The organism is Pseudomonas sp. RGB (assembly GCF_007713445.1).
In the GTDB taxonomy this organism is placed as follows: Bacteria; Pseudomonadota; Gammaproteobacteria; order Pseudomonadales; family Pseudomonadaceae; genus Aquipseudomonas.
Genome location: NZ_VMSH01000001.1, coordinates 280092 through 298269, shown reverse-complemented (window position 1 = coordinate 298269; position 18178 = coordinate 280092). Strand labels below are relative to the sequence as shown.

General features: G+C 62.7%; 15 protein-coding genes. 11 read left to right on the top strand and 4 right to left on the bottom strand.

The window, feature by feature from the left end; translation table 11 throughout:
- Positions 1-18: 18 nt before the first annotated feature.
- Positions 19-2298, top strand: coding sequence for a phosphoenolpyruvate--protein phosphotransferase (ptsP, locus tag FPT15_RS01390; protein ID WP_145157818.1), 2280 nt, complete (start codon positions 19-21; stop codon positions 2296-2298).
- 100 nt (positions 2299-2398) lie between these two features.
- On the opposite strand, the gene FPT15_RS01385 is transcribed toward ptsP, so the two are convergent.
- On the bottom strand, positions 2399-3145 hold the full coding sequence (locus FPT15_RS01385) for an NRDE family protein (protein WP_145157816.1): 747 nt from the start codon (positions 3143-3145) through the stop codon (positions 2399-2401).
- Between the two features lie 214 nt (positions 3146-3359).
- On the opposite strand from FPT15_RS01385, the gene lgt reads away from it, so the two are divergent.
- Together lgt and FPT15_RS01375 are read left to right on the top strand one after the other, a co-directional pair.
- Positions 3360-4172 carry a prolipoprotein diacylglyceryl transferase gene (lgt, locus tag FPT15_RS01380; RefSeq protein ID WP_056857664.1) on the top strand — a complete coding sequence of 271 codons (813 nt, stop codon included), beginning with the start codon at positions 3360-3362 and terminating at the stop codon, positions 4170-4172.
- Positions 4173-4226: 54 nt separating this feature from the next.
- Entirely contained in the window at positions 4227-5060 is an 834-nt protein-coding gene (locus FPT15_RS01375) for a thymidylate synthase (RefSeq protein ID WP_106575719.1), read from the top strand.
- 140 nt (positions 5061-5200) lie between these two features.
- Here the strand turns inward: FPT15_RS01375 and cadR are convergent, their stop codons facing one another.
- Positions 5201-5650, bottom strand: coding sequence for a Cd(II)/Pb(II)-responsive transcriptional regulator (gene cadR, locus FPT15_RS01370; RefSeq protein ID WP_145157813.1), 450 nt, complete (start codon positions 5648-5650; stop codon positions 5201-5203).
- An 85-nt stretch (positions 5651-5735) separates the two neighbouring features.
- Here cadR and FPT15_RS01365 point away from each other — a divergent pair, with 85 nt between their 5' ends.
- From FPT15_RS01365 to FPT15_RS01335, 7 genes are all read left to right on the top strand, one after another.
- On the top strand, positions 5736-8042 hold the full coding sequence (locus FPT15_RS01365) for a heavy metal translocating P-type ATPase (protein ID WP_145157810.1): 2307 nt from the start codon (positions 5736-5738) through the stop codon (positions 8040-8042).
- Between the two features lie 16 nt (positions 8043-8058).
- Entirely contained in the window at positions 8059-8922 is an 864-nt protein-coding gene (locus tag FPT15_RS01360) for a LysR family transcriptional regulator (RefSeq protein ID WP_145157807.1), read from the top strand.
- Between the two features lie 235 nt (positions 8923-9157).
- A complete protein-coding gene (locus FPT15_RS01355) occupies positions 9158-10222 on the top strand; it encodes a putative 2-aminoethylphosphonate ABC transporter ATP-binding protein (RefSeq protein ID WP_145157804.1) in 1065 nt (354 codons plus the stop codon).
- Between the two features lies 1 nt (position 10223).
- A complete protein-coding gene (locus FPT15_RS01350; protein ID WP_145157802.1) occupies positions 10224-11930 on the top strand; it encodes a putative 2-aminoethylphosphonate ABC transporter permease subunit in 1707 nt (568 codons plus the stop codon).
- 22 nt (positions 11931-11952) lie between these two features.
- Complete coding sequence (locus tag FPT15_RS01345) at positions 11953-12975, top strand: putative 2-aminoethylphosphonate ABC transporter substrate-binding protein (RefSeq protein ID WP_145157799.1); 1023 nt, start codon at positions 11953-11955, stop codon at positions 12973-12975.
- 125 nt (positions 12976-13100) lie between these two features.
- On the top strand, positions 13101-14234 hold the full coding sequence (locus tag FPT15_RS01340) for a TIGR03364 family FAD-dependent oxidoreductase (protein WP_145157797.1): 1134 nt from the start codon (positions 13101-13103) through the stop codon (positions 14232-14234).
- Entirely contained in the window at positions 14234-14788 is a 555-nt protein-coding gene (locus tag FPT15_RS01335; protein WP_145157794.1) for a phosphonate degradation HD-domain oxygenase, read from the top strand. Before FPT15_RS01340 ends, FPT15_RS01335 begins: the two co-directional genes overlap by 1 nt.
- Here the strand turns inward: FPT15_RS01335 and FPT15_RS01330 are convergent.
- Entirely contained in the window at positions 14785-16152 is a 1368-nt protein-coding gene (locus FPT15_RS01330; protein WP_145157791.1) for a GTPase/DUF3482 domain-containing protein, read from the bottom strand. The two genes, FPT15_RS01335 and FPT15_RS01330, sit on opposite strands and share 4 nt — an antisense overlap.
- A complete protein-coding gene (locus FPT15_RS01325) occupies positions 16145-17524 on the bottom strand; it encodes a DUF2868 domain-containing protein (RefSeq protein WP_145157789.1) in 1380 nt (459 codons plus the stop codon). The genes FPT15_RS01330 and FPT15_RS01325 overlap by 8 nt, the downstream gene beginning before the upstream one ends.
- A gap of 69 nt (positions 17525-17593) precedes the next feature.
- On the opposite strand from FPT15_RS01325, the gene FPT15_RS01320 reads away from it, so the two are divergent.
- Positions 17594-18106, top strand: coding sequence for a dihydrofolate reductase (locus tag FPT15_RS01320; protein WP_145157787.1), 513 nt, complete (start codon positions 17594-17596; stop codon positions 18104-18106).
- Positions 18107-18178 lie beyond the last annotated feature (72 nt).

Sequence of the window (18178 nt, the reverse complement as noted above, 5' to 3'; positions counted from 1 at the left end):
GGAGTTCGACCCCGAGCCATGCTCAATACGCTGCGCAAGATCGTCCAGGAAGTTAACTCCGCCAAGGATCTCAAGGCGGCGTTGGGGATTATTGTGTTGCGCGTCAAGGAAGCCATGGGCAGCCAGGTCTGCTCGGTTTACCTGCTGGACCCCGAGACCAACCGTTTTGTGCTGATGGCCACCGAGGGCCTGAACAAGCGCTCCATCGGCAAGGTCAGCATGGCGCCCAATGAAGGTCTGGTGGGCTTGGTGGGGACGCGTGAAGAACCCCTGAACCTCGAAAACGCGGCCGATCACCCGCGTTACCGCTACTTTGCCGAAACCGGCGAAGAGCGCTACGCCTCGTTCCTCGGCGCACCGATCATTCACCACCGCCGCGTTGTCGGCGTGTTGGTCATCCAGCAAAAAGAACGCCGCCAGTTCGACGAAGGTGAAGAAGCCTTCCTCGTGACCATGAGCGCGCAGCTTGCCGGGGTTATTGCCCACGCCGAGGCGACGGGCTCGATTCGCGGCCTGGGCCGTCAGGGCAAGGGCATCCAGGAAGCCAAGTTCGTCGGCGTGCCGGGTTCGCCGGGTGCTGCCGTTGGTACGGCGGTGGTCATGCTGCCACCGGCCGACCTCGATGTGGTGCCGGACAAGACCGTCCACGACATCGACGCCGAAATCAAACTGTTCAAAACCGCCCTGGAAGGCGTGCGCGCCGACATGCGCAACCTGTCGACCAAGCTGGCCACGCAACTGCGCCCCGAAGAGCGCGCGCTGTTCGACGTGTACCAGATGATGCTCGACGACGCGTCGCTGGGTAATGAAGTCAAAACCGTGATCAAGACCGGCCAGTGGGCCCAGGGCGCGCTGCGCCAAGTGGTCACCGATCACGTCAACCGTTTCGAGTTGATGGACGACGCCTACCTGCGCGAGCGTGCCTCGGATGTGCGTGACCTTGGTCGCCGTCTGTTGGCCTACCTGCAGGAAGACCGCACCACCAACCTGGTCTACCCCGACAACACCATCCTGATCAGTGAAGAGCTGACCGCCACCATGCTTGGCGAAGTGCCGGAAGGCAAACTGGTGGGCCTGGTTTCGGTTCTGGGTTCGGGTAACTCCCACGTCGCGATCCTGGCCCGGGCCATGGGTATTCCGACGGTCATGGGCCTGGTGGACCTGCCGTATTCCAAGGTCGACGGCATCGACATGATCGTCGACGGCCATCGCGGCGAAGTCTTCACCAACCCCAGCGAGCTTTTGCGCAAGCAATATGCCGAGGTGGTGGAAGAAGAGAAACAACTGGCGCTGGGCCTGGATTCGCTGCGCGAACTGCCGTGCGTGACCCTCGACGGCCACCGCGTGCCGCTGCTGGTCAACACCGGCCTGCTCGCCGATGTGGCCCGCGCGCAACAGCGCGGCGCCGAAGGGGTAGGGCTGTACCGCACCGAAGTGCCGTTCATGATCAACCAACGGTTCCCGAGCGAGAAGGAGCAGCTGGCGATTTATCGCGAGCAACTGCAAGCCTTCCACCCGTTGCCGGTGACGATGCGCAGCCTGGACATCGGCGGCGATAAGTCACTGTCCTACTTCCCGATCAAGGAGGACAACCCCTTCCTTGGCTGGCGCGGCATTCGAGTAACCCTCGACCACCCTGAAATCTTCCTCGTGCAGACCCGCGCCATGCTCAAGGCCAGCGAAGGCCTGAACAACCTGCGCATTCTGCTACCGATGATCTCCGGCACCCATGAGCTGGAAGAGGCTCTGCATTTGATTCACCGCGCCTGGGGCGAAGTGCGTGACGAAGGCGCCGACGTGCCGATGCCGCCGATTGGCGTGATGATCGAAATTCCGGCGGCGGTGTACCAGGCTAAAGAGCTGGCGCGGCAGGTGGACTTCCTTTCGGTCGGCTCCAACGACTTGACCCAATACCTGCTCGCTGTGGACCGCAACAACCCACGGGTGGCCGACCTCTACGACTACCTGCACCCAGCCGTGCTGCAAGCCCTGCAACACGTGGTGCGCGACGCCCATGCCGAAGGCAAGCCGGTGAGCATCTGCGGTGAAATGGCCGGCGACCCGGCCGCAGCGGTGCTGTTGATGGCGATGGGCTTTGACAGCTTGTCGATGAACGCCACCAACTTGCCGAAGGTGAAGTGGATGCTGCGCCAGGTGAACCTGAACATGGCCAAGGAATTGCTGGCTGAGCTGATGACCATCGACAACCCGCAAGTTATCCACAGCTCGCTGCAATTGGCGCTGAAGAACCTGGGGCTGACGCGGATGATCAACCCGGCTTCTGCAAAAACCCTCTAGACCAAGGGGCCGCCATCGCGGGCAAGCCCGGCTCCCACAGGGGAATGCATTCCACACTGTGGGAGCTGGCTTGCCTGCGATGAGGCCGGCCCAAGCGCCGCTAAATCCTGAGTTCTACCTCGCCCAGCCGACCACCCAGCGGCCCAAAGCTGCGCTCGACCATCTGCCGCGTCCCGTCGGCATTCACAATCAATGCCGTGCTCGCCCGCGTCCCATAACTGGGGCTGGCGATGAACACGCTCGACAGCAGACTTTCGGTCGCCAACCCCACGCCGGTGTCCGGCAAGTCGGCAAACGGCGCGGTCTGCGGGTCGCTCAAGATGTCCAGCAAAGCCTCCGGCTGCGGGTTTTCCAGTAACTCGCTAAACGCCGCCTTGGCCTTGAGCAGCTTCGGCCATGGCGTATCCAGCCCGGCGTTGGACAACCCATAAACCCCGGCCTTCAGTTGTGTCGGCGTAGTCTCATTGGCGTTGTAATGCCACAGCTCGTTCTGCGTGCCCACTAACAGGTTAAATCCGGCATATTCAATCGAACGGCCGTTAACGTCGGCTAAGTAGTCGTCAATTGACAGCGAACCGGCGAGGAATCGTGCCACCAGTTCCCCGCGTGACTTACGTGACGGCGGCTGGTGCGGGTCGCGGATATTGGTCAGGGCCGCAAAACGCCCCTCGGCGTTCACCCCAAGCCAGGTGCCACCGGCTTCCTGGTCGCGGCCGGCGTAAATGTGCGGCGCATCCGGCCATTGGGCCAGCGGCAGGCTGGGGCGGGCGTAGAACTCATCACGATTGGCCGCGACGATCAGCGGTTGGGCGTGGCCCGGCCGCCAGGCGAAAACTATCAGGCACATCAGGCGATCCCTTTTGTGTTTTCCCTCACTCTACCCACACAACGGCGGGCGTTCCATCGTATCGAAGTTGGGCCGCACGCCTTCCATCCGTTAACATGCGTGGCTATTGGGCGCGTGTGAACTTCTTAATTTGAAATAGCGGCTGTAACGCAGGCTTAATCGCACACCGGCATGGTCCGGTGCGTCATGACTAATGATTTAACGAGGAGTCGCAATGCTGCCTTACCCGCAGATCAACCCGGTGGCCGTGGCTATCGGTCCGCTGCAAATCCACTGGTACGGGTTGATGTACCTGATCGGCATCGGCGGTGCCTGGCTGCTGGCTTCCCGGCGCCTGAACCGTTTCGACCCGACCTGGACCAAGGAGAAGCTCTCCGACATGGTGTTCTGGATGTCGATGGGCGTAATCGTCGGCGGGCGGCTCGGGTATGTGCTGTTTTACGACCTGCCAGCCTATATCGCCAACCCGACGCTGATTTTCGAAGTGTGGAAGGGCGGCATGGCATTCCACGGTGGGTTTGTCGGCGTGATGATCGCCGCGTGGTGGTTTGGCCGCCGCAACGGCAAGTCGTTCTTCCAGCTGATGGACTTCGTCGCGCCGTTCGTGCCGATTGGCCTGGGTGCCGGGCGGATCGGTAACTTCATCAACGCCGAGCTGTGGGGCAAGCCGACCGACGTGCCGTGGGCCATGGTGTTCCCGCCATTCAGCGACCCGGCGCAGTTGCCGCGCCATCCGTCGCAGCTCTACCAGTTCGCCCTGGAAGGTGTGGCACTGTTCCTGATTCTGTACATCTTCTCGCGCAAGCCACGCCCAACCATGGCCGTGTCGGGGATGTTCGCGCTGTTCTACGGGATCTTCCGCTTTATCGTCGAGTTCGTGCGTGTGCCGGATGCACAGCTGGGCTACCTGGCGTGGGGCTGGTTGACCATGGGGCAGATTCTCAGCATGCCGATGATTCTGGCGGGCCTGGGCCTGCTGTGGTGGGCTTACAACCGTCCGCAGGGCATCAAGAACGCCGCGCTTTAAATTCGAATGCCGAGGCTTTTGCGTAGCCTCGGCTTCAACGATACGGGTAAAAACATGAAGCAATATCTCGAACTACTGAACGACGTCGTGACCAATGGATTGACCAAGGGCGATCGCACCGGCACCGGCACCAAGGCCGTGTTCGCCCGTCAGTATCGGCATAACTTGGCCGACGGCTTCCCGCTGCTGACCACCAAGAAGCTTCATTTCAAGAGCATCGCCAACGAACTGATCTGGATGTTGAGTGGCAACACCAACATCAAGTGGCTCAACGAAAACGGCGTGAAAATCTGGGACGAGTGGGCCACCGAAGACGGCGACCTGGGCCCGGTGTACGGCGAGCAGTGGACCGCCTGGCCGACCAAGGACGGCGGCAAGATCAACCAGATCGACTACATGGTCGACACGTTGAAGAACAACCCCAACAGCCGTCGCATCCTGTTCCACGGCTGGAACGTCGAATACCTGCCGGACGAAACCAAGAGCCCGCAGGAAAACGCGCGCAACGGCAAGCAAGCGCTGCCGCCGTGCCACCTGCTGTACCAGGCGTTTGTGCATGACGGCCATCTGTCGATGCAGTTGTACATCCGCAGCTCCGACGTTTTTCTCGGCCTGCCGTACAACACTGCCGCGCTGGCGTTGCTCACCCACATGCTGGCCCAGCAATGCGACCTGATCCCGCACGAGATCATCGTCACCACTGGCGACACCCACGCGTACAGCAACCACATGGAACAGATCCGCACTCAGCTGGCACGCACGCCGAAAAAGCTGCCGGAACTGGTGATCAAGCGCAAACCTGCGTCGATCTACGACTATAAGTTCGAAGACTTTGAAATCGTCGGCTACGACGCGGACCCAAGCATCAAGGCTGACGTCGCTATTTAAAGACCGCCCTGGTCTTAAAGGATGGGCTTGTATGGGAGGGGGCTTGCCCCCGATAGCAGTGGTTCAGTCACCCGGTTAGTCACTGACAGACTGCCATCGGGGGCAAGCCCCCTCCCACATTAGAACCCTGTTCGCTAGAGTTAATGGCCGTGGCTTCTGCCCACATGCGAAGGCTCAGCCTCGCTGGCCGCCACACTGCCGCTGACCTCCAGCCGCTGCAAAATCGCGCATTGATCCATTCCCGGCCCACCGCCGCAGCGTTGGCGCAGGTCCAGCAATTGCTCCTGTAACGCCAGCAGCCCATCGATCCGCGCTTTCACGTGGTGGATATGCTCATCAATCAACGCATTCACGCTTTCGCATTGGTCCTGAGGACTGTCGCGTAGGCCGAGCAGGCTGCGGATTTCTTCGAGGGTCATGTCCAGGCTGCGGCAGTTGCGGATAAAGATCAGCCGCTCGGTGTGCGCCTGGGTGTACACGCGGTAGTTGGCATCGGTACGCGCCGGGGGCGGCAGCAGGCCTTCCTTCTCGTAATAACGGATGGTTTCCACCTGACAGTCGGTCAGTTTGGCCAATTCACCGATCTTCATCGCAGCAATCTCCAAATGGGTGCTTGACCCTATAGTGGCTACAGGGTCTTTACTTGGCAACAGGCACCTTTACGGACGCGACAGAATGAGCGACTCCATCCACACCCCCAAAAAGCATGATCACAAGCACGATCACGATCACGATCATGACCATGACCATGACCATGACCATGGCCACGACCACGGCGCCAAACTGACGCCGGTCAAAAAGCACGACCACGCCAGCCACGGCGACACTTGCTGCTCCAGCAAGGCAGCGCCCGCCGTGGTCACATTGAGCGAAGCGCCGACCGCCGGCTCGCGCCTGAGCACCTTTCGCATCGAAGCCATGGACTGCCCCACCGAGCAGACGCTGATCCAGAACAAACTGGGCAAGCTCGCTGGCGTGCAGCAGCTGGAATTCAACCTGATCAACCGTATCCTCGGCGTCACCCATGACCTGCCGAGCACTGCGCCGATCATCGACGCGATCAAATCCATCGGCATGCAGGCCGACCCGATCGAAGAAGGCGCCCCCGCCGCCGCACCGCCGGCCAAGAAACACTGGTGGCCGCTGGCGCTGTCCGGCGTCGGTGCATTGGGCGCTGAAGTGCTGCATTTCACCGGCGTAGCCCCGACGTGGGTGATTGCACTGGTGGCACTGGTGTCGATCCTCAGCGGCGGCCTCACCACCTACAAAAAAGGCTGGATCGCGCTCAAGAACCTCAATCTGAACATCAACGCGCTGATGAGCATCGCAGTCACCGGCGCGATCCTGATCGGCCAATGGCCGGAAGCAGCGATGGTGATGTTCCTGTTCACCGTCGCCGAGTTGATCGAAGCCAAGTCCCTGGACCGCGCGCGCAATGCCATCAGTGGCCTGATGCAGATGACCCCGGAACAAGCCACGGTGCAGCAAGCCGACGGTGGGTGGGTTGAACAAGAAGTCAAAAGCATCGAACTTGGCGCCATCGTGCGGGTTAAGCCCGGCGAGCGCATCGGCCTGGACGGTGAAGTCACCGCTGGCCAATCCACCATCGACCAAGCGCCGATCACCGGCGAAAGCCTGCCGATTGAAAAGGGCGTGGGCGATAAAGTCTTCGCCGGCACCATCAACCAGGCCGGTTCGCTGGAATACAAAGTCACCGCCGCCGCTAACAATTCAACGCTGGCGCGCATCATTCACGCCGTGGAACAGGCCCAAGGCGCTCGGGCGCCCACCCAGCGCTTTGTCGACACCTTCGCCAAGGTTTACACCCCGGCGGTGTTCTTGTTTGCCCTGGGTGTGGCGATTATCCCGCCACTGTTCATGGCGGGCGTCTGGTTCGACTGGATCTACCGCGCCCTGGTGCTGTTGGTAGTCGCGTGCCCCTGTGCGTTGGTGATCTCCACCCCGGTGACCATCGTCAGCGGCCTGGCCGCGGCAGCGCGTAAAGGCATCCTGATCAAAGGCGGCGTGTACCTGGAGGGCGGTTACAAGCTCGACTACCTGGCCCTCGACAAAACCGGCACGATCACCCACGGCAAGCCGGTGCAAACCGATTACCTGGCGCTGTTTCCCAATCTCGAAGACAGTGCGCCGGCCCTGGCTGCCAGCCTGGCCGGGCGCTCCGACCACCCGGTGTCGCTGGCCATCGCCAATGCGGCTGTGGATAAAAACCTGCAGAGCCACGTTGTGGATAACTTCGAGGCCCTGGCCGGGCGTGGTGTGCGCGGCGATATCAATGGCGAAACCTATCACTTGGGTAACCACCGCCTGGTGGAAGACCTTGGACTGTGTTCACCCGAGCTTGAAGAAAAGCTCTTCGCGCTGGAGAAACAAGGCAAGTCCGTGGTGTTGCTGCTCGACAAGTCCGGCCCGCTGGCATTGTTCGCCGTGGCCGACACGGTCAAGGACAGCAGCCGCGAAGCCATCCAGCAACTGCACGACCTGGGTATCAAGACTCTGATGCTCACGGGCGACAACACCCACACCGCCCAGGCGATTGCGGCCCAGGTCGGCATCGACCAAGCCCAGGGCGACCTGTTGCCCACCGACAAACTGCAAGCCATCGAAACCCTCTACGGCCAAGGCCACCGCGTAGGCATGGTTGGCGACGGCATCAACGATGCCCCGGCGCTGGCCCGCGCCGAGATCGGTTTTGCCATGGCCGCCGCCGGTACCGACACCGCCATCGAGACCGCCGACGTGGCCTTGATGGACGATGATTTGCGCAAGATCCCGGCTTTCATTCGGCTCTCCCGGCAAACGTCGAGTATCCTCAAGCAGAACATCGCCTTGGCGCTGGTGATCAAGGCGATCTTCCTCGCAGTCACCTTCCTCGGCATGGCGACCATGTGGATGGCGGTGTTCGCCGACATGGGCGTCAGCCTGCTGGTGGTGTTCAATGGCCTGCGCCTGGTGCGCAAATAATTGATGTGAGGGTGGCGTGCTGAGTGCCGAGTTAAAGGCGTTTTTTATGGTCGCCCGCCTGGGCAGCATTACCCAGGCGGCGAAAAAACTCGGGCTGAGCCAGCCCACGGTGACTACCCAGATTCGCAACCTGGAAAGCCAATACGGCGTTGAGCTGTTCTACCGTGGCGGGCGCCGCCTTACCGTCAGCGACGACGGCGCGCGCCTGCTGCCGATGGTCAAGGCGCTGTTGCAGCAGGAAGCCGACATCGAGTTCTTTCTGCGCAACAACGGACAGGTCCAGGGCACGTTACGGATTGCCGCAACGGCGCCGTATTACATCCTCGACCTGGTCAAAGCCTTTCGCGAACGCCTGCCGCAAGTGGAGGTGTCGGTGGAAATCGGCAACTCCCAGCAGGTGCTCGAAGCGCTCGACGATTACCGCGTCGATGTCGCCGCGTCGTCCCAACTGCTGGAAGACCCCCGCCTGATTCGCCGCGTGCTGGGCACCGATCCTTTGGTGTTGGCGGTGCACCGCAATCATCCCTTGGCCAAGCTCGATCACGTGCCGCTCAATGCGTTGGCCGGGCATACCTTGCTGATGCGTGAGGCGGGCTCCACCACGCGGCGGCTGACCGAAGAAATGCTGCAGGGCGCCGGGGTGAGTTACGGGCCGTTGCTGGAGATTGGCAGCCGTGAGTCGATCCGCGAGGCGGTGCTGCGCAACATCGGCATCAGCATCATCGCTCGTCAGGAAGTGCCTCATGACCCGCAGTTGCGCGTGCTGACCATCGAGAACGCGCCGCAGATTGCGGAGTATTTGTACTGCCTCAAGGAACGAAAGTCGGCGCGCCTGCCGGCGGCGTTTCTTGGGTTGGCGCAGGAAATGTCGCCACTCTGAGATTTGCTGTGGCATTGGAATCGCCATCGCAGGCAAGCCAGCTCCCACCTTTGAATGCGTTCACACATCAAAATGTGGGAGCGGGCTTGCCCGCGATGGCGTCAGCCCTGACGACACAGTCTCCAAATCCTACACAAATCCACCAATACCACTATCACCGCATTTTGCCTTCCTGCCACATCAGGTACGCATTGCCCACCTAGCATGGCCTTCATCCGTTTGATGAGGTGCCTCCATGAACACAGCCCTGACCCACCCCGGCGCGCCGATGACGGTGCGCGGTATCCAGAAACGCTTCGGTGCCTTTACTGCGCTGGACAATGTGTCCCTGGACGTCGCCGCCGGCGAGCTGGTGTGCCTGCTGGGCCCGTCCGGTTGCGGCAAGACCACCTTGCTGCGCTGCATCGCTGGCCTTGAACGCCAGGACAGCGGTGAGCTGCGCCTGGGCAACCGCGACGTTTCCCTACTGCCGCCGCAGGCGCGGGACTACGGCATTCTGTTTCAGTCCTACGCACTGTTTCCCAACCTCACCGTCGAGGCGAATATCGGCTACGGCCTCACCGGCAGCGGCCGTGATGAGGTGCGCAAGCGCGTCGGTCAGATGCTCGAACTGGTCGGCCTGCTGGGCAGCGAAAAGAAATACCCCGGCCAACTTTCCGGCGGCCAGCAACAACGCGTCGCCCTGGCCCGTGCCCTGGCACCGGCGCCCTCGCTGTTGCTGCTCGACGAACCCATGTCCGCCCTCGACGCCCGCGTGCGCGAGCATTTATGCACCGAGCTGCGTCAGCTGCAGCGGCGCCTGGGTATCACCACGCTGATGGTCACCCACAATCAGGACGAGGCCATGCTGATGGCCGACCGCATTGCCGTGATGAACAACGGCAAGGTCGAGCAATACGCCACGCCCCAGGAAATCTACGACCGCCCGGCCACGCCGTTTGTGGCGGAGTTTGTCGGCCAGGGTAACTGGCTGCCGTTCAGCCGCAACAGTGCGAGCCATGCCCAGGTCGGCGGGCTGAACATGCGCCTGGCCGACGATGCAGGCGTGGCGAAATCCGGGCGCTTGTTCTGCCGCCCGGAAGCCATCAGCGTCAACCCGCCGGTGCATGAAGAAAACCTGTTCCCGGCCAAGGTTCGCGAAATCACGTTTCTTGGTAACCGCTGCCGCATGCGTTTTGAGCTGGAACAATTGCCCGGCCACGCGCTGCTGGCTGAGTTGGCCCCGGAAGCCATGCCGCGCCTGGGTGCCCAGGACATCTGGGTCGCCTTGCCACCGCGCAGCCTGCAGGTGTTTGCCTGAGATGGCGGCTGTGATGACCCTGCCGCGTCCGGTATCGCGCGCCGAAAACGGCGACCGTATTTTTGTGCTCGGCGGCAAACTGCTGTGGCTGGTGCTGCTGGGTGTCGCCGTATTGCTGCCATTGCTGGCAATCTTCTGGCGCGGTTTCAGCAGCGAAGTGGGGCAGGGCGGCGGTCTTGCTGCGGCGCGGGAAATGCTCACCAGCGCTAACTTCCACTGGCTGCTGGGCAATAGCCTGAAAGTCTCCCTCAGCGTGGCGGCCATCGTCGTACCGCTGGCCTATCTGTTTGCCTACGCCCTGCAACGCACGCTGATTCCCGGCAAAGCGATGTGGCGTGGTCTGTCACTGCTGCCGTTGATGGCGCCGTCGATGCTGCCGGGGATTGCGCTGGTGTACCTGTTCGGCAATCAAGGCCTGTTGCGCGGTGTGCTCTCGGACAATATCTACGGCTTCTGGGGCATTGTTCTCGGCGAGGTGATCTACACCTTCCCACACGCTTTGATGATCCTGCTGTCAGCACTTTCGCTGGCGGATGCGCAGCTTTTCGATGCGGCATCAAGCATGGGCGCCAGCCCCGCGCGGGCGTTTCGCAGCATCACCTGGCCGGCCACGCGCCAAGCGGTGTTCGCCGCGTTTTGCCTGGTGTTCACCCTGACCATCACCGACTTCGGCGTGCCCGTCGTGGTCGGCGGCGATTATCAGGTGCTGGCGCTGGAAGCCTACAAGGCGGTGGTCGGCCAGCAACAGTTCGGTCGCGGTGCGTTGATCGGCATGGTGTTGCTGCTGCCGGCGCTGTTCAGCTTTGGCGTCGATGCCTGGCTGCGCCGTCGGCAGGGCGATGCCATGAGCGGCCGCGCCCAGGTGTTCCAGCCGGCACCCTCGCGGCTGCGCGACGGTTGCTACCTGGCCATTGTGTTGCTGATCTGCGCGGTGTTGCTGCTGGTATTCGGCATGGCGGTGTATTCCTCGCTGGTGAAATTCTGGCCGTACAACCTGTCGTTGTCGCTCAACCACTACCAGTTCGAAGACACGGCCGGCGGCGGTTGGCTGGCTTACCGCAACAGCCTGACCATGGCGCTGTGCACGGCGCTGATCGGCAGCGTGTTGATCTTCACCGGCGCCTACCTGATGGAAAAGACCAAAAGCCAGAAGGGCCTGAACCTGGCCCTGCGCATGCTCAGCTTTGTGCCGATGGCCGTGCCGGGCCTGGTGTTGGGCCTGGGCTACGTGTTCTTTTTCAACCTGGGCGGCAACCCGCTGCATGTGTTCTACGGGACGATGACCCTGCTGGTGGTGTGCACCATTGCGCACTATTTGACCACCGCGCAGATGACCGCGACCACGGCGCTGCGCCAGCTCGACTGCGAATTCGAAGCCGCCGCGCTGTCCCTCAAGGCGCCGCTGTACCGTCACTACCTGCGTGTCACCGTGCCGATCTGCCTGCCGGCGCTGCTGGACATCGTGCGCTACCTGTTTGTGTCGGCGATGACCACCGTGTCGGCCGCAATTTTCCTCTACAGCCCCGACACCATCCTCGCCGCCGTCGCCGTATTGAACATGGACGACGCCGGCAACGTGGGCGGTGCGGCGGCCATGTCGACCTTGATTCTGTTCACCTCGGCCGGCGTCTCGCTGCTGCTGGCGTGGGCCTCACGTGGCGCACTGCGTCGCTCTCAAGCCTGGCGCCAGACCGCGCCCGGCCAATAACCATCCTTGAAGGAGGTGCTCCATGTTCAAGCCCCTGGCGCTGGTCGCTGCCGTACTCACCGCATTCAGCCTGAATGCCTTCGCCAAGACCGAGCTGACCGTGTACACGGCCCTCGAAGCCGAGCAGTTGAAGACCTACAAGCAGGCCTTCGAAAAGGCCAATCCCGACGTCGAGATCAAATGGGTGCGCGACTCCACCGGCATCATCACCGCCAAGCTTCTGGCCGAGAAAGACCGCCCGCAAGCCGACGTGGTCTGGGGCCTGGCGGCCTCTAGCCTGGCGATTCTCGATCAGCAAGGCATGCTGGATAACTATGCGCCGAAGGGCCTGGACAAAATCGGCAAAAACTACCGCGACGCTGCCAACCCGCCGGCGTGGGTGGGTATGGACGTGTGGGCCGCAACCATCTGCTTTAACACCATCGAAGCCCAGAAACAGGGTCTGACCAAGCCGGTGAGCTGGCAAGACCTGACCAAGCCTGAGTACAAAGGCAAGATCGTGATGCCCAACCCGGCCTCCTCCGGCACCGGCTTTTTGGATGTCAGTGCCTGGCTGCAAACCTTCGGCGAGAAGCAGGGCTGGCAGTACATGGACGATTTGCACCAGAACATCGGCCAGTACGTTCACTCCGGTTCCAAGCCGTGCAAGCTGGCGGCCTCGGGTGAATTCCCGATTGGTATTTCCTTCGAGTACCCCGCCGTTCAACTGAAACGCCAGGGCGCGCCGCTGGACATCATCCTGCCCAAAGAAGGCCTGGGCTGGGACATTGAAGCGACTGCCGTGATCAAGGGCACTGCCCACGCCGATGCGGCTAAAAAGCTCGCGGACTTCTCCGCCAGTGCAGCGGCGATGGACCTGTACAAAGACAACTTTGCCGTACTTGCCCAGCCCGGTATCGCCAAGCCGCAGACCGAATTGCCGGCCGATTATGAGCAGCGCCTGATCAAGAACGACTTTGCGTGGGCCTCGAAAAACCGCGACAGCATCCTGACTGAATGGCGCAAGCGCTATGACGGCAAGTCGGAGAAGGTGGCCGGTCAGTAAGGTTTTCGTTAGGGCTTATGGCCTCATCGCCGGCAAGCCAGCTCCCACATTTGACGGTGTTCACAAATCAAAATGTGGGAGCTGGCTTGCCGGCGATAGCGGCTTCGAATTCAGGACATTTCTTCATGACACAACACAGCGACCTGCTCATCATAGGCGCCGGCATCCTCGGCCTGTCCCACGCCTACGCCGCCGCCAACCGCGGCCTCAAGGTCAAGGTATTCGAACGCAGCGCCACGCCGCTCGGCGCCTCAGTGCGCAACTTTGGCCAGGCGCTGGTCACCGGCCAACCGCCGGGGCCGATGCTCGACCTGGCCCAGCAAAGCCGTGATATCTGGGGGCATTGGGCGCAGGTCGCCGGCCTGCAGCTCAAGCGCAAGGGCTCATACCTGTTTGCGCGTACAGAGGCGGAGGAACAGCTGTTGGAAGCTTTTTGCGCCGGTCGTGCACAGGCTTACGGCTACAACGTCGAACTGCTGCAAGGCGCGGCGATGAAGGACCTATATAGCGGCCAGTTCCGCCATCACCGCGCCGCGCTGCATGGCAAGGACGATCAGCAGTTGTATTCGCGCGAAGCGATTCCGGCGCTGATCAACTACCTTCGCAGCGAATTGAAGGTGGAGTTTCATTTTTCCACGCTGGTGCGCGACGTTGAGCCTGGCCACGTGCACACCACGGCGGGGAGCTTTCGTGGCGAGCAGGTCATCGTGTGCTCCGGCCACGACTACCAAACCCTGCTGGCGGAATCGATCGCCGAACTCAACCCGAGTGTCTGTCGCCTGCAAATGCTGCGCGCCCGCCCAGCCGTCAACCTGAACCTGCAACACGCGTTGCTCACAGGCCTCAGTTGTGTGCATTACGGCGCCTTCGCCGATTTGCCGGAAGCGGCGCCCGTGCAGGCGCAAATCCTGTGCGATGCACCGCATTTGCATGCACACGGCATTCACTTGCTGATCAGCCCGACGCCTTATGGCGAACTGATCATCGGTGATTCCCATGACTACGGCCGCGATGCCTCGCCATTCAATACCGAGCAGGTCGATGACTGGATGATCGAACTGGCGCAGCAGACCCTGGGTTGCAAGGTTCAGGTGGTGGAGCGCTGGCAGGGCGTGTATGGCGCGCGTGGGCCGGCGCCGTTTTCGTTCCTGCGCGTAGCACCGGGCGTGAGCGCGGCGTTGATGCACACCGGTGTGGGCATGAGCGTCGGGCCGGCGATGGCCGAACGAAACATCAGCACGGTGTGGGGTGAGGCGTGATGAACCCGGAACAGGCGATTGCCGAACTCTTCGGCTTGTACGAGCTGCATGGCACGGCGGACTACATCGGCGAGCCGGTGTCGCAGATCGAACACATGTCCCAGGCCGCACAGTTGGCCATGGCTGAGGGCTTTGACGATGAAGTGGTGCTGGCAGCGTTTTTCCACGACATCGGGCACCTCTGCGGCCAGGGCGGCGAGAACATGGGCGGTTACGGCGTGGTCAGCCACGAGCGGCTGGGCGCGGATTATTTGCGCCGCGCAGGGTTCAGCGAACGCATGGCCAGGCTGGTGGAGTATCACGTGCAGGCCAAGCGTTACCTGACCTTCAGCCAGCCGGCCTATTACGCGCGCTTGAGCGAAGCCAGTCGCCGAACCCTGAGTTACCAGGGCGGCGTGATGAGCGCCGAAGAAGCCCAGGCGTTCGAGCAGGACCCGCTTTGTTCGGTGAGCCTGCGCATGCGCCACTGGGATGAGCAGGCCAAGGACATGCACGTGCCGGTGCTGGACCTTGAAATGTTGAAGGCCAAGGCCCGGCGACTGCTTGCGGCTTAGCGTTCATCCAGGCGCAGGGCCAGCGCCTCGACCTGTTCCTGGCGCTCGGCCTGGCTGAGTTTGGCGTGAGGGTTGAGGGACGACCATTGCGGGTGCGCGCGGGCTTTATGCAGCGCGTCCGGCAGCTTGCCCTCGCGCCAGGTTTTGTCCTGAGGCGTGTCGACCTTGATGCTATGCATCGCCGCATGGCCACGCAGGTTCAGGGCCTTGAGCAACTGGCGCTGGCGCAAGGCGAGCAGGCGCAGCACGCTGTCGTCGACGGTCAGCTCGCGATGGCCCTTGATCTTGCCCAGCAGACGGCTGCCGTAGCTGCGCGCGGTTTGCAGCGCACCGCCGGCAATCGCACCGGCAATCGCGGCGACGCCCAGGGTCAGGCCGCCAACCAGCAAATCCACGCCGGCCCCGGCGGCCGCGCCTGCGGCGATCCCGCCGCCGACGCGCACGCCAAGTTGTTTGAGGGTTTCGGGGTTAAACAGGTCATCGCCCCAACGGCCGTCGAGCAGCGGCAAGTCGCTGGCGGTGGCGTCCTGCGGGCGAAAGCCGAAAAGTTTGAGCAGGGCTTCCACGCATTTTTGTTCGCGCTGGCGCACGGCCTTGCGTAAATCGCCGATGGCTTGCTGTTCATCCTCGGTGACCACGCTGCGCCGGCACGCGGCGCAGTCGATCAACAATTCGGCGATCAACCGCGCGGCGCTCTGCTGGCGGGCCTGGCGCTGGGCTTGCTGATCGAGGATCAGCCGTTCCAGCTGCGGCCGCGCATTCTCCAGCAGCAGGGCCAGGCTTTCATACAGGCGGCGCTCCCCGTCCTCCGGCGGCGCGACGCTGTCGAACCGCACCAGCGCATGCAGGCCCAGGCGGGCCAGGGCTTCGCGCCAGTCGGGTTCGCGGTGGTCGCTGCTGCTGACGAAGTTGAGCACCGGCAGCAGCGGCTTGCCGCAACTGGCCAGCACTTGCAGCTCGTCGCGGTACTTGGCCAGCACCGGCTCGCGAGCGTCGATCACATACAGGCCGGCGTCGCAGGCCAGCAGTTGGCGCAAAACCTTGGCCTCCTGTTCGAAACGCTGGCGCGCCTCGCTGCCTTCCAGGAAACGCGCCAGGCGTGCCGGGCCGTCCAAGCGCTCGCCGGGGCGATCCAGGCGCTCCAGGTAGTCGAGCAGGGCGATTGCGTCTTCCAGGCCGGGCGTGTCGTACAGCTCCAGCAAGGCTTCGCCGTCGACCGACAACCGCGCGCCTTCCACATGCCGCGTGGTGCTGGGGCGATGGGAGACTTCGCCGAAGCCGACGTCACGGGTCAGCGTGCGCAAAAGCGACGTCTTGCCGACGTTGGTGTGGCCGACCACGGCCAGTTTCAGCGGTTTAGTCATGACCGGTCTCCAGCCATGTGAGCGGCGCGCAGTCGGCGAAGGGCAGTTCGAGTTGGTGCAACGCGGCGTGCCAATCGCCAAGGCGCTCGGCGTCCAGCGCCTGGCCGGGCGGTGCCTGCAGCAGCCACACGCGGGTGGCCGTGGCGCTGCGTGCCAGTTCGGCGATCAGCGCCAGGCTGCCACGGTCAGGCGAGCGACGAGGGTCGCAGGCGATGGCCAGGCGTGCGGGTGGGAAGCGCGTGAGCTGTTCCAGCAGTTTGTTGCGCGATTCGCGGCTGTCCAGAATGCCGGCGTTTTTGATGCTGGCCGGTAATTTGGGCGGCCACGGGTGCTGATCGTCGAGTTCGATGGCCACCAGCAGGGCGCCGTCGCTCTGCAGTTCACTGACGCCACCGCTGACCTGGTGCAGCTGTTCGGGCGCTGCATCGTTGACACCGAGCCGTTCGCTGCTTGGCATCAGGCGTTCGCGCAACGGGCTGTAGCCGGGCAGGTTGAGGTCCAGGCGCAGGGCGGCGCGCCCGCGTTTCCAGCGCCACAGGCACAGCAGCGCGAGGATCAACCGCGGCAGCAGGCCGTACACCAGCAGCACGCCGACCAGCCAGGCGGCCCAGGCTTGGCGTGCGCTTTCGATATTCAGGGCGGAGTCGCCGCTGGCGCGGATCATGTCGACGGTCGGCACGTTAAAGCCCAGCAGCGCGGGCAGGCTGCCGAGGGCTTGGGTGACGGCGACAAAGGTGTCGGCGCCCAGGATGGTGGTTTCCCACACAAAACCGTAGCGCCGGGTGGCCAGCAGTGTCAGCAAAATCACCATGGCACTGAGCAATGCCAGCAACCACAGGCTGTTGACCAGCACACCCACTGCCCAGCGATTGAGTTTGTGGCGTTGCAGCAACAGCAGCAGTGCCGGCGCCAATTGAGCCGCCTTGGCATCACGCGCGAATTTTTCGCTGAGCCACAGCCACAGGCGGCCGAGGCTGGCGCTGTGCTCGCCGGCAAACGCCAGGCCCAAGGCCCAGCTCAGCAGCAGAATCAGGTTCAAGCCGAGCAGACTGCCCAGCGCCCAGAACACATTCACCGGGGTCAGGCCGTTACCCAGCGCGGCAAACGCCAGGCCGGCGCCACTGATCACCGCGACCACGGCCAACAGCACCAGCGCCAAACGGGCGCCTTGCAGCCAGCGGGTGAGGGCGGCGGTCAATCCGTCGCGTTCGGCCAAGTGCAGGGCGCGCGCCTGGATGCGCGTCGGCAAGTCGCCACCGGCCGTGCGGGCCAAGCGGTTGGCTTCCAAGTCTTCGAGTGGGCCGGCGTGTTCTTCACGCAGGCGCACGGTTTCTGTCAGCCAAAGGGTGTGCAGGGGATTCAGAGCAGTCACGCGCCGTCCTGTTGAGCAAGTGAGGTTGGAGCATAACCGCTGACTCGCAGCTCTGGTATTCTCGTCGCCATGAAAAAAACTCTCCCTTTAAGCCTGATCGCAGCCCTCGGTGAAAACCGCGTGATCGGCGTCGACAACAGCATGCCCTGGCATTTGCCGGGGGATTTCAAATATTTCAAGGCCACCACGCTCGGCAAGCCGATCATCATGGGGCGCAAGACCTGGGATTCGCTGGGCCGACCGCTGCCGGGGCGCTTGAATATCGTGGTCAGCCGTCAGACCGATCTGGCGCTTGAAGGTGCGGAAGTTTTTCCGTCGCTGGCTGCGGCGGTGGAACGGGCCGAGGCCTGGGCGTTGGAGCAGGGCGTGGATGAGCTGATGCTGATCGGCGGTGCGCAGTTGTATGCGCAAGGGTTGGAACAGGCGGATCGCCTGTATCTGACGCGGGTTGCGTTGAGCCCGAACGGGGACGCGTGGTTTCCCGAGTTTGATCTGAACCAGTGGAAGCTGGTGTCGAATGTCGAGAACCCGGGCGAGGGCGATAAGCCCGCCTACAACTTCGAAGTCTGGGAAAAAGCCTAAAAGCATCGGGGGCAAGCTCCCTCCCACAGTTGACCGAGTGAACGCGATCAAGTGTGGGAGGGGGCTTGCCCC